Source organism: [Scytonema hofmanni] UTEX 2349 (assembly GCF_000582685.1).
GTDB lineage: Bacteria > Cyanobacteriota > Cyanobacteriia > Cyanobacteriales > Nostocaceae > Hassallia > Hassallia hofmanni.
This window is the reverse complement of the sequence record NZ_KK073769.1, coordinates 1,316,922-1,342,010: the sequence shown is the minus strand read 5'-3', so window position 1 is coordinate 1,342,010 and position 25,089 is coordinate 1,316,922. Positions and strand designations below refer to the sequence as shown.

The window sequence follows — 25,089 nt, the reverse complement described above, 5'->3', positions numbered from 1 at the left end:
GCTTGGGTAATACCACTCAAAAAAAATAAATTTTACATATAAATAATTAAGTACTTGCTCGCAGTACGTTTGTAAAAAAAAAAGCACATAATAGTCGCATGATTAATCTGTAAAAGTTGAAATAAGAGCTTTTAATATCAGCAGACCTGAATAAATTAAGGATGATCTGCTATTAAAAAGCTAATTTTTTAGTAATGTTTTGGGTGCATTACTATCAATTTTATACAGGTTTTTTGTATATACATCATTCATCTTAAAAGGAAGATTTAGGTATGACAATTACATTGACAAAAGGACAGCGTATATCCTTTGATAAAGTTGCCCCAGGACTGTCTGAAGTATTTGTTGGTTTGGGATGGGATCTTAAAGCCACAGACACTGGTCACGACTTTGATTTAGATTCGTCTATCTTTCTATTAAATGCAAATGGAAAGCTAATTTCTGATGCTCATCTTATCTTCTACAACAATCAGACAAGTCCCGATCCCGACAAATCAGTTCAACATCTTGGTGATAACCTAACAGGTGCTGGTGAGGGAGATGATGAAGTCATGAAAATTAACCTCAAAAAAGTACCTTCTGATATTCAAACAATTCTTATTGCTGTAACTATTCATGAAGCCGAGACGCGGCGTCAAAATTTTGGTCAAGTGCAAAATGCATTTGTACGGGTTGTTAATTCCCAGACAAATGAAGAAGTAGTTCGCTACGACCTTGTAGAAGACTATTCCACAGAGACATGCATGATTATGGCTGAACTTTACTTCAAAGAAGATCAATGGCGTATCAACGCTGTAGGCTCTGGTTATCAAGGTGGCTTAGAAGCACTTCTTGGTCGCTACAAATAAAGAATTTTTTGGCGACAAACTGAAGTTAACTAAAAAAAATAAGGAGTTATCAAACAATGGCAGTTACACTTACTAAAGGACAGCGCGTATCTCTTGACAAAGTTGCACCAGGACTTACTGAAGTATTTGTTGGTTTGGGATGGGATGTCAAAGCAATGGATACAGGCTTTGATTTTGACTTAGACGCTTCAGCCTTCTTACTAGGAAGTAATGAAAAACTAATTTCTGATAACCATTTCATTTTCTACAATAACCTCGCCAGCCCAGATTCAAATAAATCAGTTCAACACACAGGAGATAATCTTACAGGTGTAGGTGATGGTGATGATGAAGTCGTCAAAATTAATCTGCAAAAAGTTCCTGCTGAAGTTCATAAAATTCTCATTACTGTAACCATCCACGAAGCCGCAGAAAGACATCAAAACTTTGGTCAAGTCCAAAATGCCTTTGTGCGTGTCGTTAATGCTCAAACAAGCCAAGAAGTAGTTCGATACGACTTAGTTGAAGATTATTCAATCGAAACTGCATTGATTATGGCTGAAATTTACCGCAAAGACGGAGAATGGCGTTTAAATGCTGTTGGCTCCGGCTATCAAGGTGGATTAAAAGCTTTATTAGACCGTTATAGCTAGGAGATTTATTATGGCAATTAGTTTGCAGAAAGGACAAAGAATTTCACTTTCAAAAGAAGCTCCCGGTCTAACCAAAATGATGTGCGGACTCGGCTGGGATGTTGCAAAGCGATCGGGCGGTGGATTTTTTAGTAATTTTGGTGGCGGTGGTCATGAATATGACTTAGATGCATCTGTGATTTGCCTAGATGCGAATGGCAAATTAACAGCTAAAGAGAATATTATCTACTTTGGTAATCTCCAGCATTTATCAGGAGCAATTACTCACACAGGAGATAATTTAACTGGTGCAGGCGATGGCGATGATGAAGTGATTATTGTTGATTTGCCTCGCGTACCTGCGGAGATTGCCAAGTTAGTCTTTGTAGTCAATATTTACGATTGCATTGCCCGCAAGCAGGACTTTAGCCAAATCGAAAATGCTTTTGTACGCCTGGTTAATGCAGCTAATAACAAAGAACTGGCTAAATATAACCTCTCCGGTAAGGAGTATCTGGGCATGACTGGGATGGTTTTAGCTGAAATGTATCGACACAATAATGACTGGAAAATGGCTGCAATTGGCAATGGTGTCAATGTCAATGGTTTAGGTGAACTTGCTGCCTCTTACTCTTAAATACCAGGAAACCCGTAATTATGGCTATTACACTTCAAAAAAGTGGCGATTCTCACAAAATAGACTTAAGTAAAGCTGGTAACTCTAAGCAAGTAACAGTTCATGTCAACCTAAATTGGAACCAGCAATCCAATCAAAACGCCGGATTATTTGCCAAGTTACTTAAAGCCAATAGCGCCCCTGACCTTGATTTGGGTTGTATGTATGAAACGGTCAATGGTACTAAAGGAGTCATCCAACCTTTAGGAGGAAATTTTGGGGCAAAAGATTCTTCCCCTTATATCTTTCTTGATAAAGATGACCGTACTGGGGCTGCTTCAGACGGTGAAAATATGTTCATTTACAGACCGGATACTATCAAAAGAGTCATGTTTTTTGCTCTGATTTATCAGGGAGCGCCCGATTTTGGTTCTGTGGGAGGTCGGATGCTTTTCAAAGTTAGTAATGGTGAAGAAATTTATCTAGAACTCAATAACCCCGATAAAAATCGACCTTTATGTGCAGCAGCTATGGTGAGTAATCTCGCAGATCAAATAACAATTTTGAAAGAAGAGAAATACTTTAGTGGACACAAAGAAGTGGACGATTACTATCGTTTTGGCTTTAATTGGGTAGCTGGTTCTAAGTAAAATGTCGCTTTACGATCGCCTGAATCTCACTAAGACTAATCGTAAGCTTCAAGTTCCAATTTGGGAACGGATTAACCTAACTAGACCGCCAAAACCCTGCTGTCAAGGTTGCCGTTCCCGCATCCAAACTAACTGGCGAGTATGTCCGTTTTGTGGATGGTTGATTGCTGGAAAAAATAGCGAAATCCGTCATTGTATCTGGGTTGATTTTTCAGGTATGAATATGGACACCCAGGACGATATGATGCTAGAAATTATCGCAAATTCCCTAGCTCAAGTCTTCAGTGCTTTTAGAAGTGTAAATCTCTTCTTAACTTCAGACCAACCTGATGAAAGACAGTGGGGGAAAAACTTCACCTATGTCTATGTTTTTAGTGACGAGCAGCCTGTTGATTATTTGGGAATTGCTAGTTTCAGTCGTGGCAAAGTTACAGACCGTGCTGCTATTCGCATAGACCAAATACTGAATGCTTCTTATCGAGCAAGTCTGAATATTAGCCAATTGTCTAATTTAATTGCCAATACTATCACCCACGAAATTGGTCACACCTTGGGATTAGACCACTCTCAACTACCAACCGATGTGATGCATGATGGGCTAGATCATCGAATTCACAGCTTGATGCCTCCCTCGTTTCATGCTGAACAAATCATCTTGATGAATAATGCCATTCGCAAACATAAATCTTGAGAAAACACTGCAAACATCTGAGTAGAGCTTGGCATCAAATATTAGATTTTTTAAACGCAAAGGAACGCCGAGGAATCGCTAAGGTACGCAGAGTTTTTCCTCTATTTGTTCGTTACGGAATTGGGCAATTTTGTACTTAGATATGGACTTTAGATAGTTTATTACTTTTGATAATTCAAGAGATTTAACATGCTTACTAATCAGAATAACAAGGTTCAGAAAACTCAATTACCATTTGAAGGGCTAACGTCTGAAGAGGTTAAGGTCAATCGCCAAAAGTACGGTGTTAACGTTCTTACTCCTCCAAAACGTGACCCTTTGTGGAAATTGTTTTTAGAAAAATTTGAAGATCCAGTAATTCGGATTTTGATGATTGCAGCAGCGATCGCTATTAGTGTCGGCATTTTTGAGGGTGAATATGCTGAAGGCTTGGGGATTGTAGCTGCTATTTTGTTAGCGACTACTCTCGCTTTTGTCAACGAATACAAAGCCGATCAAGAATTTAATATCCTGAATCAAGTTTACGATGAAGTTGCAATTAAAGTTATCCGAGACGGCAACTTTACCACCATTCCCCGTAAAGATTTAGTTGTCGGTGATATTGTATACGTCGAACAAGGTGAAGAAATCCCAGCCGATGGACAAATTTTAGAAGAAGTCTCTCTAGAAATTGACCAGTCAAAAATCACCGGCGAAGCAGAACCAGTTAAAAAACTTACTCAAGCTGACTTCTTAGCTCAAGGTATCAAAGAGGGAACTTACCCCGCTGACAAAGTTTATCGCAGCACGATGGTTGAGCAAGGATATGGTTATTTAGAAATTATTGCTGTTGGTGATAATACTGAAATTGGTCAATTATCCACAGCGATCGCTTCTGTAGAAACTGGAGAAGAAACACCGCTCAATCGTCAATTAGAAAAACTTAGTAAACTAATTGGCGTAGTTGGTCTTGGCTTTGCTGGGGTCACTTTTTTATCTTTGCTGGTACGCGGTTTTGTCACCAAAGAGTTAAGCCTGAGTTCTCAACAATGGTATGTTGTTGGACTGTTAATTGCTAGTGTGTTAGTGGCACTTAGTCGAGTGTGGCTACCTGTGATTTACGATGGTTTGGAGTTAGCTGGTAGTAAATTTGCAGCATCAGAATGGTTAGAAAACAATGGTCTGATTAGCTGGCTGAAAACTGTTGGTATAGGGCTTGCAATTTTCGCTGTTGGGCTTGGTTTAGGCTATCCTCTGGGACTAATTCCTGGTTCTATTAATAACTGGGTGCCTGCTAGTGTTGCTAAAGCCTTGCTGCATTATTTCAAGGTTGGTGAAACTGTTACAAGCTCAGGGTGAGGTGGTAGGTGTTACTGGCGATGGTACAAACGATGCTGCGGCACTCAAACAAGCTCAAGTAGGTTTAGCAATGGGGAGTGGTACAGCGATCGCTAAAGAAGCCAGCGACATCATTCTCCTTGACGATTCTTTCAGTAGTATCGTGAATGCAGTTGTCTGGGGGCGATCGCTTTACCAAAATATCCAAAGATTTATTCTGTTTCAATTAACCATCAACGTTGTCGCGTTAGGAATTGCTTTAGTCGGTCCATTTATCGGAGTCGCGCTTCCTCTAACTGTGACACAAATGCTTTGGGTTAACTTGATTATGGACACTTTTGCTGCTTTAGCTTTAGCGACGGAACCTCCCAATCAAAAAGTCATGCAGCGTTCTCCCCGTCACCCAGAAGCCTTTATTGTCACTTCTGCAATGGCACAGAATATTTTTTCTGTTGGGTTAGCATTTTTGATGTTTCTGATTGGCTTTTTACGTTATATTCGCCGGGACGGGGATATCAATGTTTATGAGCTTTCTGTATTCTTCGCCGTATTTGTAATGTTACAGTTTTGGAATTTGTTTAATGCTCGTTGTTGGGGATTAAAGCAATCTGCTTTTACAGGCTTATCTAAGAATAAAGGATTTGTCGCGATCGCTATCACTATCTTAGTAGGACAGATATTGATTATTCAGTTTGGTGGAACCGTATTCAGAACAGTGCCTTTATCTTTAATAGACTGGATAAGTATCATTGCCGGAACATCTACAGTACTTTGGGCTGGCGAACTATGGCGCTTCATGACGCGGTTGAAAATGAAAACCAAAAGTTTAAAAGCCTTGTAAAAAAAATTGGAATTTTAAATTAAATGCCAAATTCAAAAATGGTAGAGTATTAATTGCTATATCATTTTTTTGTACGGTTCAGTTAAGGAATTGGTACTAAAAATGGTTTTTTGTAGAGACGTAACATTGCTACGTCTCTAGCAGGTTTTGATACTTAACTGAACGGTATTGAGACTTGAAGTGCTTTTAAAATGGGAGAATATAAAGAATTATTGGGAGGAATCAATCGTCATGACTGTGATAGTTGGTAAGTGGATGATTGAAGCTGGCATTTTGAGCGATCGCAAAGTTGAATTACTTCAGGACTTACGCAACAAGGAGGAAATACAGCAGATTTCACTCCTTAGGAAGTACATATATAAAATCCAAAACCCTGTAGAGACGTAGCAGTGCTACGTCTCTACGTGTATTCGATTAAAGCGATAGGGTGCTGTATTAAGCTTTCTAGCAGGACTTAAACAAAAGAAATGAGAATAATAGAGTATAATGCTTTACCAGCACAGCTTTCACGTTAAAATAAATTAAACATGAAAGAGACAACATTGAGCTACATTTGGGTTTAATTTTTGTTTAAGTCCCGTTAACTGTGTAAAGCTGGCGATCGCACATAATTTATCTTGAGATAGAATCAACATAAATACTGTTAATTTATGGAAGTTTCAAAATCCACTACTAAAAAAGACAACACCCAGTTAGAAACAACAGAAATACCTGTAAAACTCCAAAACATCAGCCGTCGTGAGTTTATGAAATTGCCCTTAGAAGAACGGCGATGTATATTAGCAGAACAAGCTAAGTTAATGTTAGGACATTATCAGCAAGATAAAGGATGGCAAGAATTACAGACAGGAGACTTGATTGATTATTAGCTCTGCTGGATCTAAACGGGGTGATATTTGGCTGGCTAATTTTGACCCAACAGTGGGAGCAGAAATTAAAAAAGTCAGACCTGCTGTGATAGTAAGTTCTGATGGTGTTGGTAAATTACCCATTAAGTTAATTGCACCAATCACAGACTGGAAGGAATATTACGCTGGCAATATCTGGCACGTCAAAATTGAACCAGATGCTACGAATACTTTGACAAAAGCTTCTGCTGTAGATGTTTTACAATTGCGCGGTATGGATGTGCAAAGATTCATCCGTAAAATAGGAGAATGTTCGACTGAAATTATGGAGGAAATCGCTGCGGCTATTGCTGCGATAGTCGAATATTTTTGATAAATTGACTATTTAATCGCTAATTGATTCATTTGTCAGAGAAAGAAAATCACGCGATCGCTATTTGTCTTGTTGCTTAACTCAAAGATGACAGATATAGAAAATTCAGTTTTAAGCCACAATAGATAATCAAGTAGAATTAATACACAGTAACAACAAAGGAGCAAAGCCGTGCAAACCATACTTTTAAGCCGCGAAGAAGTTGGACGACGTGCGAAAGAACTATACGAAAACAGCATTCGTCAACAAGTGAAAACATAAGAAAATATCGGTAAAATGGTGATTATTGACATAGAAACAGGTGAATACGCAGTTGACAAAACAGGTATAGAATCAGCACATTTATTGCGTAAAAAGAACCCATACGCTCGACTTTTCGGTTTTCGCATCGGTTATAAGGTTGCTGTTTCCTTCTCTGGTTTTCTGGAGCCTGATTCACAGTGATTTCTGGTATTGTCAAGGATGGACACGCAACTGTAATTTCTGCTTATTGGGATTTAATCTGATTATTTCGTCTATGCTACGTAAGTTATGAGTGATTTGTCGCGATTATATGCTTGGTTGATTGATAAGGGAATCTCGATGAAAAACTCTGCTCCCTGTCCAGGTTCTGAGACGCACCTAAGTTTTCCCTTATGTTTGTCAACGACAATCTGATAACTTATAGATAAACCCAAACCCGTACCTTTGCCTACAGGCTTAGTTGTAAAAAATGGATCGAACAGTCGTTCTTTAACTGACTCTTTTATTCCCAAACCATTATCAGCAATTCGGATAACAACATTTGTTTCTATAACTTCCGTAGTAATTGTAATTTTGGGGGGATTATTTTTGATTTCTAATAAATTATGTTTATTATTAGAACTTTCAAAAGCATCAATTGCATTACTGATAATATTCATAAATACTTGATTAAGTTGACCTGCATAACATTCCACTAAAGGCACATTACCGTAATTTTTGATTACTTCAAGAGGAACACCATTAACTTTTTCTTTAAACCGATTCTGTAAAATTAGTAAAGTACTATCAAGCCCTTCATGAATATCAACTTTTTTCATCTCTGCCTCATCAAGCCGAGAGAAGTTTCTTAGAGATAAGACAATTTCCGAGATTCGTTCAGCTCCTACTTTCATCGATTTTATAATTTTGGGCAAATCATCTATTAAAAAATCTAACTCAATTTTTACAATATAATCTTTAATTGCTGCTACAGGATGAGAATAAAATTGCTGATAAAGACGTATAAGTTGCATTAAATCATTAATATAATCGTCAAGATAACTCAAGTTACCGTATATAAAGTTAACTGGGTTATTAATTTCATGAGCCACTCCCGCAACCAACTGTCCCAAACCGGACATTTTCTCCGCTTGGATTAATTGGGATTGAGTTTGCTGTAATTCCCTGAGAGATTGTTCTAGTTTTTTAGCTTGTGCTTGAGCAATTTCAGTTATATTTTCCTTAATTTGTAACGCTTTTCTTAATTCTCCGCGTTGCTGAGTCAGTTCTGTTGTTAACTTTTCAGCATCAGCAAGAGCGGTATTTTTTGCTTGTAATAGAAAGAGGAAATCAGCTATTGGATCGTGAATTGCAAAGTCTTTAAGTTTGATACCAAGAGGAGCAAGGCTAGCTGTGTCAGTAATCCAAGGAGAACCCAGGAAAAATATTACCTGCTGCTCTTCTTGATATATCATTTGACCTTTGAGATACATTCCATTGTGGAGAAATTCTAATATAAAAAGCGAGCGTGACTGCTTTTGAATCGCATCAAAATCAAATATAAGGTTTGGACGATTAATCTGAAAATGCTGCTCAATTTGATTACCAACTAGTGATTCAGGACTTAGACGTTCTAAAACATCACCAGCTTGGATAATTTCTCGACTGCGGTTAAATACAAAGTGGAAGGGAAAAGCTTTGGTAAATAATTCTGGTGAAAGACTTAGGTGAGGAGGAACCATGTATGGAACGCTCAGTTGGGTTTATACTTGACTAAAAATTCGTCATGATCGTCACCATCATCCCGACTCTGGGTTTGGGTAACATCAACTTCAGTATCAAACCTCGCTCCTAATCCCTTGACTAGACCAACAATCATTGGAGTAAGCCCCTCTCTAGTAGAGCGATAGTGTAAGCTTAAAGAATCTTCCTTCATCTCACTACACTCAAACGATGGAGGTGTAAGCTTAGGAAAGCTAATTCCAACGCGAGCATGAAGATTGTCAAGATTTTCTAGAAAATCAGGTAGTGTATCCCCACTCATATCCAGCATTTCGCCGTAGCCTTCTTGAGCTGTATACTCAACCCAGAATTCTCCAAAGGCTTCCATAATCTTTGAGGAAGATAAACCCAAGACAACACTAGCAGCTTTTACTAGCTTATGGGTTAGGTCGTCGGGATAACCTTCCATACTGATGAAAATATCTTCTTCAACTTCAGCTTTTTGCTTAATTTGTTTCCAAGTTTCTTCACCAAAGCGATTACATACCATATCTTGAATCGCTTTGTTTACTAATCCATACATAGAAGCCTCCTGTTGATGCACCCAATTCTATTTTTTAAATTTGATCAATTTTTAACAATCTAATGCTTAATAGCGGTTGTTTAAATTGTCAACTTTGTTTACTTACAGCTTTATACAAGAAAAAACTCAAGTAAACTTGTTGTTATTTTAATGCTTTAACCCAGGATAGTTGCATCCGTATTTTCAACATTTAACTTTACCTAGTTTGCATTAATAATGGTGAATGCAGAGAAAAGCTAGACTCAGAAATTTGCCGTTGAATACCATTAAAGAATTGGACACGAGCATCCATTGCTTCAACAATGGCGAGTTTTACCTTGATCTCATCTTCAGGTATAGTAATGCGAGGTTCAATCACTGCTGCTAGCTTGGCTGCATGACTATCATCCACATCAATATGGACTTCAAAAAATATTAACGACTGTTTGGGCAAAGGAGTAACACCAACAATTCCTTTATAAAGTTGAGTGTACAAAGAGCTAACAATTCCTTCTGAAGCATAACAAACCGCAGCCAGTGCAGATAGATAGCCGTATTGATGGGGTATCCTCAAGTAGGTTTCAATTAGAGCGGAAGTTTCAGGTGCAGTGGCTAGTGCGGCTAAAGTGTTATCGTCGATACCAAGTGCGCGAGTAAATCGACGAAACAACTCTGGATGAGCTTGATTTACATCTCCTTGTCCCATTTCGTCAAACAGATTTTCTAAAAGAACTACCTGAGCACTTTCATCTTGGCAGCAAGACAAAATACTAGCGAGAATACGATTAAATTCTTTAGAGAATTTGTACATCTGAACAGCTAGGATCTGTACTTCTCGCAGAGATAAATCACCTATACGACAGCGAGTTAAGAATTCATGATTCCAAAGAGAATGGTGATCCGTTATTTCAGTTAAAGAATGCTTACAACAAGAAGAAATATTTTTCATCGTGATACCTGTATAGCTAGATGAAGCGGTATATCAACTAAAGGACTAAAGAATGTCTCATCCAGTGCAATATGTTCTGGAGTCACCCGTAATTCCTGTAAGATTGGCATTGTATTAAAGCCAGCACTTTTGAGCGCATCAAAATAATCCTCAAAGGTTTTGTGAACTAATTGGATATTTAGCCAGGAACCATCTCGTTTCCAAATACGACCAGAAAACTGCTGATCTCGCTTGCTGAAGTAGCCTGTACCCTCTACTTGAAAATAGAATGGATATGCTGGCTGTCGCATGTATGGAAAGGATGGATGCGGAACGCTGAACACAAATCGACCACCAGGACGGAGAATGCGTGCGACTTCAGCCATACATTGCTGAGTCTGTTGCGTTGTCAAATAGTTGAATAGAAAAACTGCAACAACTAGGTCTATTTCGCGATCGCCAAACTGCTTGAGGTTAGTAGCACATCCCACTTCGTAGTCAATACCTAGCGTGTCTTCTACTTCTTGCATCTGTGCCGCTTCAATCATGCTTTGGGAAAGGTCAATTCCTTGCACTTGTGCAGCCCCGTGTCGGCGTAACTCTCGACTGCAATAACCTTCACCACAACCTAAGTCAAGAACTCGCAAACCAGTAACAGGCTGACAAAGCTCTAATACAAAAGGGCGTGCCGTAAAGTCTGAGAGCGAACTGGGTTCTGTTCTAACCCACTCTGATGCTGTGCGATTATATAGGCTTTTGGTTGAGTTTTTATTCTTCAAAATTGATATTTTTATTTATTTAGGTTTTAATTTGCTTTTTTTGATGTAAACAAAGCTTAAATGTTGAACTATTTAAGTTATAACATTTGATTATTTTGTTGCTAATGTTGTTTTTACTTATTTTTGTCTATTTGCTTGTTATTCAGTTCCAGTCTAGGTTTAGAATAAAATAATCAAATGAATTAGACTAAATTTAATTCTTTATTAATATATAAATGATTTATCATAAATTTGAGTTTACATGAATTTTATTACTACTTCATTTATATATAGTTTAATTAAACAACTCTAATTAAATCGTATTTTATAAATATGTCTTGTACTCAATAAAAATGGAGAAGTAGTATATTTAACGAAGCAAAAAAAGAATAATACTGCTAATTTTTAATACAAGTATACGTTGTAAAAACGGATTAACTTTGAGTGCATGAGTTCTTAGCCAATTATTTTATTCATTTTTAGAAAAATTTCAGGAAGGATGATGATGGAAGGACTTTTAGTAGGCTTGCCACTGTGTGATGAGTTGGAATATGAGCGTGCGATCGCATTTTCTCAGCTTGGCGATCAACTATTTGATGAGCTTGCAGATAAAATTGCTACAAAGCGGCAGCATCGATTGCTATTTGAACACAGATTAAAACCTGAGTTATTCCAACAAATCCAAGTCGCTGCTGCGGGGTATATTTCAGCATGTTTGAATAGTCCCATAATTCTTTCAGAAGATGAAATGCTTAATCGACTGCTGGAAGCTAGAAATAGTTTGCCTAACTATACTGGTACTGGCTTATTAATGCCAAAGCGGGAACACACTCTGGCATTTAACCTTTTTCAAAAAAGTGTTGCTGAGGCTTTCTGCCAACTCGGAGCAAATGACTTAATCGATGCAGTGGATTTACCAGTAAATCTTCGTATGGTCTATGGCAAAACTGACATAGAAAAGACGCGTTTGCCCTTTGCCAGTTCAAAGTGCCATAGTGATGTCTGGGCAGGTGTTCCCGCTGATGCCATAGTAGTGGTGCTGCCACTATTTGGCGATATCGACAACATTACCATTGAAGCCGGTGAAATGCCTCGCGAAATGGAACTACAGGCTATGCGGGTGATGTCCGACTTTGATGAGGGTGGAGATATTCCAATGGTTGTCTCCTATACGGAAGTGCAACTACAACAGGGTACGATGTACTTTAACGATGCCCGTGGACTGCACCAAACAGTAAGACGCAAAGCCGAAGGTCTGAGAATTTCCGTAGATTTCCGGTTCCGCCGAAAATTCAACCAAGCTTACCGAGCAATGATACCAGCAAGTGTCGGTGGTGTTGAAGAAGATATGAGCGTGCCTTATGAAGAATGGCTGAAGGTTGGTCACCAGACGCTAATAATCTTTGATGAAACTGTTGAGCAGGCTAGGCAAAAGCAGAATGTTGTCGCTCCTGTTCCTTTATATACTCGTGGCTATCGCCTTGTAAAGATGTTTGATTGAAGTCAGACTATCGGTGAGGTCATATCGCAAGCCCTACGTAATATTATGTCCGGCAAATTACTTACTTTTGTTTAGACGTTCCGGCGGAACGTCTCTACAAAGGTTGCGATATTTTTATTAATGTTAATTATCAGGACATAATATAAGTCGTCAAATTGGCTACTAGATAAGCATTTAACATAACTTGAAATCGCCTGAATCATATACATGTTCAAAAAATAAATGTAGAGACGCGAATGTAAAGATGCGATCGCACGAAGTCTCTATACCACGTATTGCACGCAACCGAGAAGCGATGAAAGCCTACGCCTTGGCGGACTTTGTACACGCAACGCCCCAGGCTTTCATCGCCTGAGGACTTTCAAGCAACAAAAAAGAGGTCATCTTTGACCTCTTTGCAACTCCCTACAATAATTTTTGTTATATGGGTAGGAATTACAGTAACCCAGTATTGGTGCCTTGCTTGCCAGTTGCTAGCTCCACCTTGACGATTTTGCCGCCCATTTTCATAATGCGCTGCTGTTCGCGAAACCAGTTGTCATAAGGAACCAACTTGGTGAAATAGGTGTTTTGCAGTTCGCGTTGAGTGCGAATGCGAGTTTGACTGGGAACACAAGCGGTAACTTTAAACATCCGCATCGGGTTAAATCTCCTGTATTTATCGTGAAAACTTTTTTATGTCAAAAAAATGGGAGTGTATCTTTTACAGAAATCTTTAAATTAATCACTCCAAGGCTGGAAATCAATCATCAATACTAGACAGCTAACACTCATCACTCCAAATATTTAAATTTAAAAAGACAAGCGACATAACTTTCTAGCACTCACGATTGATTTCCAGACCTTAATTAAGCCGCACCTAAATTCTTAAGTGCTGACTAGCTCTTAGCTTAAGCCGCTAGAGATATAGTCGAAGTAAACGCCCATTTCCTTACCGGCATCGGGACCTACTAAGCTAGCAGTTACTTCTTTCATTGCTTGGATAGCTTGTACGGTTGCACCAACGGGTACACCCAAAGAATTGTAGGTTTCTTTCAAGCCATTCAACACGCGCTCATCAAGGATGGAAGAATCTCCAGCCAACATAGCGTAGGTAGAATAACGTAAGTAGTAGTCCAAATCGCGGATGCAAGCAGCATAGCGACGGGTGGTGTACATGTTGCCACCTGGACGGGTGATGTCAGAGTACAACAAGGCTTTTGCTACAGCTTCTTTGACGATCGCCGAAGCATTAGCGCTGATGCTGCTAGCAGCACGAACGCGTAGTTCACCAGTTGAGAAGTAGCCTTTTAATTTCTCTAAAGCAGAGGTATCGAGGTACTTACCTTGAACGTCTGAAGAGTTAATGACAGCGGTAATTGCGTCTTGCATGTTGTTAATTCCTTATTTCCAACCGTATTGCAATTGTTCTGTTTCCACAGAGAAACAAGTTCAAGCTATTGCATTGCACCGACTAGGTAGTCGAAGTAACCGCCAGCTTCACTAGCATCTTCACTTGACAACAGAGATGCAGATGCATTCTTCATTGCGGTTACGCCTGAAGCAACAGCGTCAATGGGAGTTCCCAAGGACTTGTACATTTCGCGAACACCCACAACACCGATTTCTTCGATGGGGGTTACATCACCAGAAACAACTCCGTAGGTGATGAGGCGAAGGTAGTAATCCAGGTCACGCAGGCAAGTAGCAGTCATTTCTTGACCGTAAGCGTTGCCACCAGGAGATACAACATCAGGACGCTTTTGGAACAGTTGGTCACCAGCTTGCTTAACAATCCGCTCGCGGTTGTCTGTCAAAACTTGAGCGATGCGAAGACGACGCTCACCATTTGTAACAAAGCTCTTGATACGATCTAGTTCGCCAGGGCTGAGGTAGCGAGCTTCTGCATCAGCATTCACGATAGCTTTCGTGACGATACTCATTAATGGATTCCTCCAATACTAATGAAACCAGAATTTGATTAAACTGGTGCGACTTTTTGGATTGATTGAGTTTTTCTCGTTTTCTTAGATACAACACTTGCAAAACTGTTTGTGTTGTGCTAGGAATTTCGAGTTGACTTGGGCAAATAGAACTACACAAGCCGTAAAACTCAGATACCTTCCGCAAAATATTTTCGGGCATTATGTTGAGCAACTATGACTGCTCTTAACACTTTGTAATATTTATTTTCAGATTTGCAGTCGCACAGACAATCTGAAAGCTTTGTTGCGGAGGGTTGTGAGGCTGTCTAGAGTCAATAGTCCAAAGTCAAAGGTCAAAGGTTTTTCACTATTGACTGTTGACTATTGACTATTGACTATTGACGAAGCGCGATCGCTACCTAGCACGTCCGCCGGTCAACACAGACGGTGACAAGCTAGACCAGGATTGTTTCACCAAGTCCGCAGCCGCTTGGACGCTACCGAGGTAGTTCCCCGCAGGTAGAGATGGGAAGCGGTTGTAAGGCACGACATCTTCACCAAAGTAACGAGCGTATTCTGGGCTTTCCACCATCACCTCTACAGCAGCTTTTAAACCACCGTCAGCTAGCAGCTTGTTGTAAGTGCGTATTTCTGCCTGAGTAGCTGGTGCGCGTCCCAATATGTGACGGAATAGGAACTCAATCACTTTGGTATTGGGATAAGGCGTATAGAAGCGTTTGCGATAGATTTCTGAACTAGCCAGATCGCGCACAAACTCGCGGACGGTAATTTCCCCGTTTCGCAGTTTGCTGTCTAAGTCAGAACGGCGGAAGTAACTAGGAACCTGTCCGCTAAATACATCCATTACCTGACAGTAAATCGCGTCCATCACCTGCTGCATTTCTGCTTGACCTGAGCCTACAGTCATGCGGTAAATACGTGCTGGTTTGCGCTGAGTTGTACCAACACCAACTTCCACCGACTGTCCGCGACCATCGTTGAAAGAACGACCGAGTTCGATAAACAGCGGTTTGGTTTTGTCGATGTCGCGAGTTTTCGATGCCAAATCTGCGATCGCCTTGCTCAAAAGCGGCATTTTCGCCACATCCATATGCGGCTGCACTGTATCAAAGCTGGGGACAACCACATCATCGTTTTGCTTGGTGAGCTGGTTGTACAATTTCTGAGAGTTCGGATAATTAGCCGCTGGCAATGTTAAGAAGCGGTTATAAGGCACCACGTCTTCACCAAAGGCTTGCAGATACTCGGCACTGTTCACCATCGCCCCAATAAAGGCACGCAGCCCTTCACTAGCCAGTATCTGGTTATACTTGCGTATTTCCGCCTGATCTAATGGCGCACGACCTAAGAAGTGCTTGGTTCCCAGTTCAATTACTTTGGTGTTGGGATAAGGCGCGTAGAACTCTTTTTGGTATAGACTTGAACTACCTAAGCCTTCAATGAATTCCTTAACGTTAATTTCCCCGTTACCTAGTTTGCTTTCTAACACCGTAAACTCGTTTTTCACGATGTATGGAGCAATATCGCGCTCGAAAACCTGACGGTAGGCAGCGTTGATCAAAGTTTTAACGGCAACTTTGTCGTTAGTACCAGCAACCTGCTTGAAGATTTTCGTTTGTTCGCGCTTCTTACTAACACCTTGGTTAATCCGAGACTGAATATCCGGTTCTGACCGTTCTTGAGTGACAGCACCAAGTTCCACAAAGCGCGGCATTTCTTCCTTGTCAACTCTGTTAACTACGACGTCTTCGCGAATGCTACCAACGCGTAGTTGTCGCAGCGATACACCTTGAGGAGTCAAATAACGTTCGTAAGGAACTGTATCTTCACCAAACGCCTCACTGTACTCCGGACTGTCAAGAATCGCATCTACAAGCGCGTAGAAGCCCTTCTTAGAACAAATATCGAAGTACTTATTGTTTTCTTGACGACCGTAGGTAGGACGACCCAACAAGCGGCGGTGGATGTACTCGATCGCTTTACATACATAAAGCGAAGTCCAGTACATTTTCCGGAACAGATCCGACTTCGCCAAAGCGCGAACAAATTCCCTTACAGAAATTTCACCGTTTTCTAGCTTAATTTCTGCTACTTTCAGTCGTTGACCTTCGTAAACATCGCGACCGAAAACTTGCAGATAAGCACCTTTAATTAGTGCTTGGGTGGAGCTTTCCGAGTATTTGACACTGACACCTGTTGCTGCTTTTCTCCCTCGTGTGCCCGGTAGCTGATCTAACCGGAAGATTTTTGGACCCAAGGAACCTGGGAATTCACCACGCGCTTTCGGGTTGCTATTTTGGTTAGAAATACCCGGACCATTGTGAATCAAAATCCGCTTGGTATCTTTGCCAAAAGGCGCCGGACGAGTGCTGGGGTTGCGAGTTTCTTTCGGGAAAATCGCTCCAAATTGAATTTCCAGCGGATCGTTACCAGAACCGTAAACGTGTTGATCTGGTAGTGGCTGTTCGTAGTCAGCGAATGTCGTGATAAACTGAGGTACTTTCCGGAAAGGCGCACTGTAATTTAACAGGTCTTGCTGAGGTCCCCAGTTGCGGCATTCTTGAGCTTCTTGACCCAGACCGCGCAGGTATGGTACTGTTTCTTCTCCAAAGTAGTCAGAATATTCCTGAGAATCTACCAAGGCATCGACTAAAGCAGATAAACCGCCATTGGAAATAATCGAGAAGTAATTTTGTACTTCTTCCCGACTACTTGGTCCGCGTCCGAGGAAGTGACGAAATGCCAATTCTAAAGCGCGGCTGTTGATAAAAGGCTGATAAAACTGTTTTTGGTAAAGGGGAGATTTGCCAAGGCGACGAACAAACTCTTTCATAGAGATTGTACCGTTCTTCACCTGAGATTCCAGGTTAGATATCGACTGACTGTAAGCACGGGTAATGTCACGCTCAAAGATTTGCCGATAAGCCGCTTTGATGACTTCAATTTTTTCACCTGCGCTTAATCCAGTCTTCATCACAAACTTGGGTCTACGCTCTGCCGCATTAAAGTAAATTTGGGGCAGTTCTAACCCTTGTTGGTCACTCGAAGAACGTTGACGCAGTTTATTTGATGGAGTGGGTGCTTTGAATTCGTTCAGCAAAACATCCATGTACTGAGTCACAATATCTGTTGCCTCAGCATCCTTGCGGAAAAAGGAAAGCGAGCCTAGTTTGATTTCCTGTAAAGCAACGAGTGTCGCTTCACCGGAACAAGCGTTTTCAATGATTTCCCGGAGTCCCCGTGTATTCACGGATATGATATTCGGGTCGCCTGCAACGATCGCATAAGTTGCATAGCGCAGAAACCACGACAAATCCCGTAAGCTCTTAGCCATGTTGCTAGGACCATAACGGGAAATGTTGATTGGTCTAAAACCAGGAGGTGTTGCACCACCACTAGGAGAGGAGTTAAAAATTGAACGTAAGTTTTCTAAGAACCCACCACGAGTTTCCACGTAGGTTACGGTTCCTAATTTCATTCCCTCTCTAACGTCCATTCCCCCAGAAGCGACTGTTGCCAATTCTGGTTCTTTGAGCTTTTCCAAGAAAGCCATTGGCGAACCACCAACAAAAATTCGGTTGGCGGCTCGTGAGACTATAATCTCAGAATTGTCCGTGAGCGTCTGGGCAATTTCTAAACGCTTTGCACCAGATGCAAAATAGCTTTCGAGTTCGTTTAGTTCGCCGGTTCCCAAAAAGCGGTCTTGCTGTTCCGCTTGGGTAATTGTTGACAAAGCTAAAGTTTGATATAGTTGCGGACGCGCAACTGAGCTTCCACCACTTGCCTTAACACTCATCGGATTAGTAAAACTCCCATCATAATTATTTATGTGTTAAGCCTGGGTTCGTTAGCAGCTTGACACATCGGTGTGGTCATGGAGTTCCGTGCCACCTTCAAAACTGCCAAAAAAATTTAACCCAGTTCAGCTTTTAGATTAGAACGTTTTGCGTCATCCAGGCTGATTTATTAAGAAGTGTATCAATCTGTAATCTACAAGCGTCTGGTTGGGCAAGTGGATGGGAGGCGTCGGTGAGAAAAATCCTAAGTTTTGTATCGGTTAGTGCCTGACGACTGGAAGTCGCGGCTATACGAACGAAGTCCCCAGTTTTGTGTCGGTTAGTGGCTGACGACTGGAAGTCGCGGCTATACGAACGAAGTCCGCCAACGCGGACTATGAAGAGTGGTGATTTTTAGTTCCTGGTGACAAAATCGATGCGTTCTATGTATTTAACTCAAATGAGAACTACTATATTTTATTTGGGCGTTGCTGAATCCGAGTATGAAAATAATTTTACATAATACTAAAATCCTTGTAGAGACGTTCCGCCGGAACGTCTTTACATCCGGATTCTCTCTTCCTCCTAACTTAATTACCTGAAACTTTATTAGTCTCCCGTTATCGCGTCGTGTGGCGCTTTATTTTAGCGCGTGGACTGGTACAGCATTTCTGATACTTGCCAAAAAATGATTGATATTTTGCAGCTTTATTGAGGCAACGCACGAGAGCGATCGCCCAAAAATAAATTTCCCGACTTATTGCGAAATAGAAGTGAGTGAAGCTGTATATATCAACGTTCACTTATAAAAAAACTTATATTTATGCGTAATAAATTTTACTTACTCTTCCACGCTGCTTTGTTCACTTTAGCTTTGATGTGGACATACACTTCCGCTGATGGCTTATCAAAACCAAACACGAATCTTGCCTTCAGGTTGACACAGAATATATCTGTTGTACAACCTTGAAATATTCAAGATACCGTGTGACTGCAATCACTAATATAATCTAGCGATCGCCTAAACTATAATTCTTATCTTCCACACAGGGAAAACCGATGCCCGCTCGTCATAAATTTAACTTATTATCTACTGTTGCTTTATCCGTTTGTGCGATCGCCTTAACTATTGCCCCTGCAAATGCCCTACCAGGACAAAATATTAACACCGTCCTCAAGTGGGCAAAAACCAGACCTCAACTATCAGCGCTAAAATATAGCAGCGAAGCGCATGGTTATGAAGGTCGCAAGGGTAATTTATACTTTTATGTAAATGCTACTTCCCAAAATGGAATTGTAACTAAAGAAGGAATAACAGTCAGCGATGACCCCAGCATAAAATTTACCATTAATAATGCTAAGGGCATCAAACTGCTGCAAAATATTTATAATTCAGAAATTGCCAACGACTTTCGTAATTCTCGCTCTGTCGCCAAAGTTGGTAGAGACACCTTTCAACGCGGACAAAAATTCGCTTACATCACTGCTGCGGTTCAGAATGGGACTAATTTACAAATAATTTCTTTGAATAATTTGCAGAGTGAAATTAATAACGCTAAATTTTGCCAAACCCATCAATGTGACCTTTGATAAACATCCCGCAGGCTGGAAGCCTGGGGCTATACCAACAAAGCCTGCCGACCCAGGCTTTCAGACATTAAGTCCGCGAAGACGGACTTTGTTCGTGTAGCCGCACCCTTAAGGGTGTCAGGCTTTTAAACTATTAGTCCGCGAAGGCGGACTTCGTTCGTGTAGCCGCGACTTCAGTCGTCCGCTATACTCAAAAATGCTGCCATACTGCTCCAAAAATGTCCGATCAAACCGTTAGCGCTGCTGTTGCCAAACTCTACAATACCTACCCCTTCCCCCCAGAACCGCTGCTAGATGAACCACCTCCAGGCTACAATTGGCGCTGGAATTGGTTAGCTGCATACAATTTCTGCACCGGACAAAAACCCCAAAAGGAAGATATCCGCATTTTAGATGCTGGCTGCGGTACGGGGGTAAGTACTGAATATTTGGTGCATCTCAACCCACAAGCGCAAGTTGTGGGAATTGACTTAAGTGCCGGCGCTTTGGACGTTGCAAAAGAGCGCTGCAAACGTTCTGGAGCAAACAGAGTCGAATTTCATCACCTTAGTCTGTACGATGTGGAACAACTTCCGGGTGAGTTTGATTTGATTAACTGCGTTGGGGTGTTACACCATTTAAGCGACCCAATTCGCGGTATTCAAGCTTTGGCGAAGAAATTAGCCCCAGGTGGCTTGATGCACGTCTTCGTCTATGGTGAGTTGGGACGCTGGGAAATTCAACTTATGCAAAAGGCGATCGCACTTCTTCAAGGTGACAAGCGCGGCGATTATCGCGATGGCGTCCAAGTCGGGCGACAATTATTTTCATCTTTACCAGAAAACAATAGACTTGTCAAGTACGAGAAACAACGTTGGGCAATGGAAAACCAACGAGACGAATGCTTTGCCGATATGTATGTCCATCCCCAAGAGATTGACTACAACATTGAGACGCTGTTTGAATTAATTGATGCTTCGGGGTTGGAGTTTATTAACTTTTCTAATCCGGGATTTTGGCAGTTAGAAAGACTTTTGAACAAAGCACCAGAATTGATTGAACGAGCAGGTAAGTTGAGCGATCGCGATGTTTATCGTCTGATAGAATTACTAGATCCAGAAGTTACCCATTACGAGTTTTTTCTCGGTCGTCCTCCAACAGTCAAAGCGGATTGGTCAGCCGATGATGCTTTGTTGGCAGCGATTCCCGAACTTAATCCTTGTATTAATGGGTTTCCGAGTCAGTGTATTTTTAACTACGATTATCAAATTATCAACTTGTCGGTAAGCGAATTTGAGTTTTTGCTTCATTGTGACGTGAAAGCGACGGTGAGAGATATTTTACAGGGTGTAGAGTTGGGGATAGAGGGGGTGCGATCGCTCCTCCAGCAGCAGGTAATAATCTTGACACCAAGGTAGACTGTCTTCACAAGGGAACAAGGGGGAAATTCCTCCTTGTCCCCCAATGCCCAATGCCCAATGCCCAATGCCCAAACAAGAAGTTAATTGTTTTTTCCTAAAGTAATGTTACCCAAGCGTGATATGATTCATCTGACTGAATGTGCAGTCAACATAATTAGCTGTACTGGTTTCTGCTTCCTGTGAGCTTGTCAGACGAATCGATTAACCCCACGCCGACAACACGACAAGATGCTCAATCTGGTTTTGAAGACACAGAACCGGGCGTTTCTTCTATGGAAGAGTTTTATCAACTCTTTCAGAAGTTGTTGAGAATCACACTCCTGTTGACGGGGATTATTTTTATCTCAGTCTGGATTTTTTATTCCCTAAACATTGCCCTAAATTATTTGATAGGGGCGTGTGCGGGTGTGGTTTACTTAAAATTGTTGGCTAGAGACGTTGAGCGGCTAGGTAGCGAAAAAAACAGTTTGAGCAAAAATCGTTTTGCTCTATTTATTGGCTTGATGGTAGTTGCGACTCAATGGCACGATTTACATGTCCTGCCAATATTCTTGGGATTTCTCACCTACAAAGCCACGCTCATCGTCTATACGGTGCAAACTGCGTTTATTCCTGATTCTTAAACGTCAGGCTCACAAAGACAATATCTCCAATCCTCGCTTTTTGGGGAAAAATCTTGAAGAATGCACATGCTTAGTGTCTTAAACGCCTTTAATTCTTTTCCCCTCGCCAAATTGGAAGTAGGTCATCACCTCTACTGGCAATTGGGCAATCTGAAAATTCACGGGCAAGTTTTTCTCACCTCATGGTTTGTGATTGGTATTCTTGCCATAGCTTCCATCGCTGCTACTACCAACGCCAAGAGAATTCCTAAAGGCATCCAAAATTTGATGGAATATGCCCTAGAATTTATTCGGGACTTGGCGAAAAACCAACTTGGTGAGAAAGACTACCGTCCTTGGGTGCCCTTTATTGGCACACTATTTTTGTTTATCTTCGTGTCGAATTGGTCGGGTGCTTTAATTCCCTGGAAGTTAATCAAACTGCCTTCGGGTGAATTGGCAGCACCGACAAATGATATCAATACGACTGTCGCATTGGCATTGCTAACTTCTTTAGCGTATTTTTACGCCGGATTTAGCAAAAGAGGTTTAGGCTACTTTAAGAAGTATATAGAGCCGACACCGATTTTATTGCCGATCGCTATTCTCGAAGACTTCACCAAGCCTCTCTCCCTAAGCTTCCGTCTATTTGGCAATATTTTGGCGGATGAATTGGTAGTAGGTGTGCTAGTTCTATTGGTTCCTCTGTTTGTACCTTTGCCCGTTATGGCTCTAGGTTTATTTACCAGTGCCATTCAAGCGCTGGTATTTGCTACCTTAGCAGGAGCATACATTCACGAAGCAATAGCAGGTCACGGTGATGAAGGGCATGAGGAGCATTAAAGCTTCTCAGTTGATGTAATTTTAGATTTTGTTCAAAATCTAAAACCGAAAATTGTTCATTCTGTTCTCAAAGTAAGGAAAATCAAAATGGATCCATTAGTTGCTGCTGCTTCCGTTATCGCTGCTGCTCTAGCAATTGGTTTAGCTGCAATTGGACCTGGTATCGGTCAAGGAAATGCCGCAGGTCAAGCAGTAGAAGGTATTGCGCGTCAACCAGAAGCAGAAGGAAAAATTCGCGGTACATTGCTGTTAACCTTAGCATTCATGGAATCCCTGACTATCTACGGTCTGGTTATTGCTCTAGTGCTACTGTTTGCTAACCCATTTGCTTAAGACCTAAAAATAGTTGTTAGTGTAGAGACGTGAACGATGTAAAGGCAGCACTGTGTTGCTACTCCTCCAACCGTCTCTACAGCTGACATCTAGGCTTTCCACGTCGTTTCCATGTAAGTTGACCCTCGTTGGCTATGGGGTCTGTAGAATATCAAAGGTTGGATGAATTAGCTAGCCATAAAAGAGTGCTATTCCAACCCGCATAGGAGAGAAATGTTTGATTTCGATGCTACCTTGCCCTTGATGGCATTGCAATTTTTGCTGCTAGCAGCTTTGTTGAATGTCATTTTCTACAAGCCACTGACCAAGGTACTAGACGATCGCGATAATTACATCCGGACGAATAACCTTGAAGCAAGTGAACGTTTGGCAAAAGCCGAGCGCTTAACTAAAGAATATGAACAACAGCTAGCAGATGCCCGCAGGCAATCGCAAGCTACTCTGGAAGCCGCTCAAGCTGAAGCGAAGAAAATTACCGCAGTCAAAATTGCTGAAGCGCAAAAAGAAGCTCAAGCTCAACGCGAACAAGCATCTGTGGAAATCGAGCAGCAAAAGCAAGAAGCAATGCGTTCCTTAGAGCAACAAGTTGATGCCCTCAGCAGGCAAATTCTAGAAAAACTGTTGGGACCAACAAGTCTGGTTAGATAGACTAATATCCTCCAGATTATAACATTGGTTGCGTTGAAAGTATACGCGCATCTCGACAAAAGTCTCAGGAGGGCGCTTAAGTCGCCCTCCGGCATTGCGTGTACTAAGTCCGCTTCGGTTGGTAGGGACGTGCGAAAATTAGACTTTTTAGCCTGAAGCGAGCAGGCTACCCTTCGGGAACGCCAAGGGCGAATGCACGCGCAAGGGAACACCTTTGTCGGGTGTCCGAGCAAGATGTAAGAAAGGCACTTTTTCCCCCAAGGGGAAAAATCAAATTAATTAGCAAGCGAGCAGCGAGCGTGTAAATGGCTAACATGGGGACTTTCATATTACTTGCCGCAGAAGCCGCTGTTCACTCAGAGGCAGAAGGCGAAGGTGGTTTCGGTCTAAATCTAGACATTTTTGAAACCAATCTAATTAACTTAGCGCTTCTAATTGGCATACTATTTTACTTTGGACGTAAAGTTTTAACCAATATCCTGAACGAGCGGCGGATAAATATTGAAACCGAAATTCAAGGAGCCGAAGCGCGTTTAAAAGAGGCACAAATTGCCCTTTCAAAAGTGCAAGAGCAATTAACTCAAGCGCAAGTAGAAGCACAACGCATCCGCACCGCAGCCGAAGAGAATGCTTTATCAGCGCGAGAAGCAATCTTGGCAAAGGCAGCGCAAGACGTAGAACGCTTGAAACAAACAGCCGCAGCTGATTTAAACACAGAAAGAGATCGAGCGATCGCCCAACTGCGTCAACGAGTAAGCGCTTTAGCATTGCAAAAAGTCGAATCCGATCTGCGGAGTGGCATTGCCGACGACGTTCAACAAACATTAATTGACCGCAGCATCGCGCAGGTGGGAGGCTAGAAATGAAAAGCGACATAGCAATAGCCGAAATCGCCCAGCCTTATGCAGAGGCATTAATGTCAGTAGCCGAGTCAAAAAACCAGACAGAAGAATTCGGCGAAGATGTACGTTCTTTGCTGAATTTATTGCAAAATTCATCACAATTGCAAGGCTTTATCGGCAACCCCTTTATTGAAGCTGACAAAAAAAAGGCAGTCATCAACGAAATCGTTGGCGAAAGCACTAATTCAAACTTACGCAATTTCTTGATGCTGCTGGTAGATAGACGCCGCATTTTATTGCTAGAACCAATTTGCGAGCAGTATATAACGCTTCTCAGACAGAAAAATCAAACTGTCTTAGCAGAAATAAGCTCTGCCGTTCCTCTTTCCCAAGAGCAAGAACAAGCAATACGAGAAAAAGTCATCGCCATGACTAACGCTCATCAGGTCGAACTAGAAACAAAAATAGACCCCGACTTGATTGGTGGTGTAATCATCAAAGTTGGCTCTCAAGTAATTGACGCTAGTTTGCGTAGTCAGTTACGCCGTCTTTCCTTACGCTTAAGTGGCTCTTAAGAAGTTGTTATTTGTTGGTTGTTAGTTGTTAGTTGAAAGAGTCATAAACTACTAACCACTAATAAAT

28 protein-coding genes and 1 pseudogene are annotated in these 25,089 nt (G+C 41.4%); 20 read left to right on the top strand and 9 right to left on the bottom strand.

All coding sequences use genetic code 11. From position 1 onward, the window contains the following. Window positions 1-272: 272 nt before the first annotated feature. From TOL9009_RS0136240 to TOL9009_RS41690, 11 genes and pseudogenes are all read left to right on the top strand, one after another. The gene (locus TOL9009_RS0136240; protein WP_029638474.1) at window positions 273-848 is read left to right on the top strand and encodes a TerD family protein; all 576 of its coding nucleotides are present in this window, start codon (window positions 273-275) and stop codon (window positions 846-848) included. A 56-nt stretch (window positions 849-904) separates the two neighbouring features. Next, window positions 905-1,480, top strand: a complete 576-nt coding sequence (locus TOL9009_RS0136235) for a TerD family protein (protein WP_029638472.1) — start codon at window positions 905-907, stop codon at window positions 1,478-1,480. A gap of 10 nt (window positions 1,481-1,490) precedes the next feature. After that, entirely contained in the window at window positions 1,491-2,096 is a 606-nt protein-coding gene (locus TOL9009_RS0136230; RefSeq protein WP_029638470.1) for a TerD family protein, read from the top strand. A gap of 20 nt (window positions 2,097-2,116) precedes the next feature. Further along, the gene (locus tag TOL9009_RS0136225; RefSeq protein WP_029638468.1) at window positions 2,117-2,725 is read left to right on the top strand and encodes a tellurium resistance protein TerA; all 609 of its coding nucleotides are present in this window, start codon (window positions 2,117-2,119) and stop codon (window positions 2,723-2,725) included. A gap of 1 nt (window position 2,726) precedes the next feature. Further along, complete coding sequence (locus TOL9009_RS0136220; protein ID WP_029638466.1) at window positions 2,727-3,416, top strand: zinc-dependent metalloprotease family protein; 690 nt, start codon at window positions 2,727-2,729, stop codon at window positions 3,414-3,416. A gap of 189 nt (window positions 3,417-3,605) precedes the next feature. Continuing rightward, window positions 3,606-4,754, top strand: a complete 1,149-nt coding sequence (locus tag TOL9009_RS49955; RefSeq protein WP_242055513.1) for a P-type ATPase — start codon at window positions 3,606-3,608, stop codon at window positions 4,752-4,754. Then, window positions 4,729-5,574 (top strand): HAD-IC family P-type ATPase, encoded by an 846-nt coding sequence (locus TOL9009_RS49950; protein ID WP_260676014.1) that lies wholly within the window; start codon window positions 4,729-4,731, stop codon window positions 5,572-5,574. The genes TOL9009_RS49955 and TOL9009_RS49950 overlap by 26 nt, the downstream gene beginning before the upstream one ends. A gap of 231 nt (window positions 5,575-5,805) precedes the next feature. After that, window positions 5,806-5,961: a hypothetical protein gene (locus tag TOL9009_RS48225; protein ID WP_186227777.1), complete on the top strand. Its 156-nt coding sequence runs from the start codon at window positions 5,806-5,808 to the stop codon at window positions 5,959-5,961. A gap of 263 nt (window positions 5,962-6,224) precedes the next feature. Beyond that, the gene (locus TOL9009_RS0136205; protein ID WP_029638462.1) at window positions 6,225-6,443 is read left to right on the top strand and encodes a hypothetical protein; all 219 of its coding nucleotides are present in this window, start codon (window positions 6,225-6,227) and stop codon (window positions 6,441-6,443) included. Further along, the gene (locus TOL9009_RS0136200; protein ID WP_029638460.1) at window positions 6,433-6,795 is read left to right on the top strand and encodes a type II toxin-antitoxin system PemK/MazF family toxin; all 363 of its coding nucleotides are present in this window, start codon (window positions 6,433-6,435) and stop codon (window positions 6,793-6,795) included. Before TOL9009_RS0136205 ends, TOL9009_RS0136200 begins: the two co-directional genes overlap by 11 nt. 171 nt (window positions 6,796-6,966) lie before the next feature. Beyond that, a pseudogene (locus tag TOL9009_RS41690) lies at window positions 6,967-7,239 on the top strand (hypothetical protein). Between the two features lie 71 nt (window positions 7,240-7,310). Here TOL9009_RS41690 and TOL9009_RS0136190 read toward each other — a convergent pair. The 4 genes from TOL9009_RS0136190 to TOL9009_RS0136175 form a co-directional block, all read right to left on the bottom strand. After that, window positions 7,311-8,759: an ATP-binding protein gene (locus TOL9009_RS0136190; RefSeq protein WP_029638457.1), complete on the bottom strand. Its 1,449-nt coding sequence runs from the start codon at window positions 8,757-8,759 to the stop codon at window positions 7,311-7,313. Between the two features lie 11 nt (window positions 8,760-8,770). Beyond that, window positions 8,771-9,322, bottom strand: coding sequence for a heme NO-binding domain-containing protein (locus TOL9009_RS0136185; protein WP_029638455.1), 552 nt, complete (start codon window positions 9,320-9,322; stop codon window positions 8,771-8,773). Window positions 9,323-9,518: 196 nt separating this feature from the next. Then, the gene (locus TOL9009_RS0136180; protein WP_029638453.1) at window positions 9,519-10,250 is read right to left on the bottom strand and encodes a TenA family transcriptional regulator; all 732 of its coding nucleotides are present in this window, start codon (window positions 10,248-10,250) and stop codon (window positions 9,519-9,521) included. Beyond that, the gene (locus TOL9009_RS0136175; protein ID WP_199341480.1) at window positions 10,247-11,008 is read right to left on the bottom strand and encodes a class I SAM-dependent methyltransferase; all 762 of its coding nucleotides are present in this window, start codon (window positions 11,006-11,008) and stop codon (window positions 10,247-10,249) included. The genes TOL9009_RS0136180 and TOL9009_RS0136175 overlap by 4 nt, the downstream gene beginning before the upstream one ends. Before the next feature lie 478 nt (window positions 11,009-11,486). Here TOL9009_RS0136175 and TOL9009_RS0136170 point away from each other — a divergent pair, with 478 nt between their 5' ends. Then, window positions 11,487-12,488: a hypothetical protein gene (locus TOL9009_RS0136170; protein ID WP_242055514.1), complete on the top strand. Its 1,002-nt coding sequence runs from the start codon at window positions 11,487-11,489 to the stop codon at window positions 12,486-12,488. A 435-nt stretch (window positions 12,489-12,923) separates the two neighbouring features. On the opposite strand, the gene TOL9009_RS0136165 is transcribed toward TOL9009_RS0136170, so the two are convergent. The 5 genes from TOL9009_RS0136165 to TOL9009_RS0136150 form a co-directional block, all read right to left on the bottom strand. Further along, on the bottom strand, window positions 12,924-13,127 hold the full coding sequence (locus TOL9009_RS0136165; protein WP_029638447.1) for a phycobilisome linker polypeptide: 204 nt from the start codon (window positions 13,125-13,127) through the stop codon (window positions 12,924-12,926). Window positions 13,128-13,373: 246 nt separating this feature from the next. Then, the gene (gene apcB / locus TOL9009_RS0136160) at window positions 13,374-13,859 is read right to left on the bottom strand and encodes an allophycocyanin subunit beta (protein WP_029638445.1); all 486 of its coding nucleotides are present in this window, start codon (window positions 13,857-13,859) and stop codon (window positions 13,374-13,376) included. 65 nt (window positions 13,860-13,924) lie between these two features. After that, window positions 13,925-14,410 (bottom strand): allophycocyanin subunit alpha, encoded by a 486-nt coding sequence (gene apcA / locus TOL9009_RS0136155; RefSeq protein ID WP_029638443.1) that lies wholly within the window; start codon window positions 14,408-14,410, stop codon window positions 13,925-13,927. Further along, on the bottom strand, window positions 14,376-14,612 hold the full coding sequence (locus TOL9009_RS46655) for a hypothetical protein (protein WP_144238470.1): 237 nt from the start codon (window positions 14,610-14,612) through the stop codon (window positions 14,376-14,378). The genes apcA and TOL9009_RS46655 overlap by 35 nt, the downstream gene beginning before the upstream one ends. A gap of 195 nt (window positions 14,613-14,807) precedes the next feature. Beyond that, complete coding sequence (locus tag TOL9009_RS0136150; RefSeq protein ID WP_029638441.1) at window positions 14,808-18,209, bottom strand: phycobilisome rod-core linker polypeptide; 3,402 nt, start codon at window positions 18,207-18,209, stop codon at window positions 14,808-14,810. A gap of 1,039 nt (window positions 18,210-19,248) precedes the next feature. Here TOL9009_RS0136150 and TOL9009_RS0136145 point away from each other — a divergent pair. The 8 genes from TOL9009_RS0136145 (at window position 19,249) to atpH (ending at window position 25,022) form a co-directional block, all read left to right on the top strand. Continuing rightward, window positions 19,249-19,779: a hypothetical protein gene (locus TOL9009_RS0136145; RefSeq protein WP_029638439.1), complete on the top strand. Its 531-nt coding sequence runs from the start codon at window positions 19,249-19,251 to the stop codon at window positions 19,777-19,779. 218 nt (window positions 19,780-19,997) lie between these two features. Beyond that, entirely contained in the window at window positions 19,998-21,176 is a 1,179-nt protein-coding gene (locus tag TOL9009_RS0136140) for a class I SAM-dependent methyltransferase (protein WP_029638437.1), read from the top strand. A gap of 182 nt (window positions 21,177-21,358) precedes the next feature. Continuing rightward, window positions 21,359-21,802, top strand: a complete 444-nt coding sequence (locus TOL9009_RS0136135) for an ATP synthase subunit I (RefSeq protein WP_029638435.1) — start codon at window positions 21,359-21,361, stop codon at window positions 21,800-21,802. A gap of 60 nt (window positions 21,803-21,862) precedes the next feature. Beyond that, window positions 21,863-22,624 (top strand): F0F1 ATP synthase subunit A, encoded by a 762-nt coding sequence (atpB, locus tag TOL9009_RS0136130; protein WP_186227776.1) that lies wholly within the window; start codon window positions 21,863-21,865, stop codon window positions 22,622-22,624. 87 nt (window positions 22,625-22,711) lie between these two features. Then, window positions 22,712-22,957 carry an ATP synthase F0 subunit C gene (atpE, locus tag TOL9009_RS0136125; protein ID WP_029638432.1) on the top strand — a complete coding sequence of 82 codons (246 nt, stop codon included), beginning with the start codon at window positions 22,712-22,714 and terminating at the stop codon, window positions 22,955-22,957. 213 nt (window positions 22,958-23,170) lie between these two features. Further along, a complete protein-coding gene (locus tag TOL9009_RS0136120; protein WP_029638430.1) occupies window positions 23,171-23,605 on the top strand; it encodes a F0F1 ATP synthase subunit B' in 435 nt (144 codons plus the stop codon). A 305-nt stretch (window positions 23,606-23,910) separates the two neighbouring features. Then, window positions 23,911-24,465, top strand: a complete 555-nt coding sequence (locus TOL9009_RS0136115; RefSeq protein ID WP_029638428.1) for a F0F1 ATP synthase subunit B — start codon at window positions 23,911-23,913, stop codon at window positions 24,463-24,465. Window positions 24,466-24,467: 2 nt separating this feature from the next. Then, window positions 24,468-25,022: an ATP synthase F1 subunit delta gene (atpH, locus tag TOL9009_RS0136110; protein WP_029638426.1), complete on the top strand. Its 555-nt coding sequence runs from the start codon at window positions 24,468-24,470 to the stop codon at window positions 25,020-25,022. Window positions 25,023-25,089: the final 67 nt, after the last annotated feature.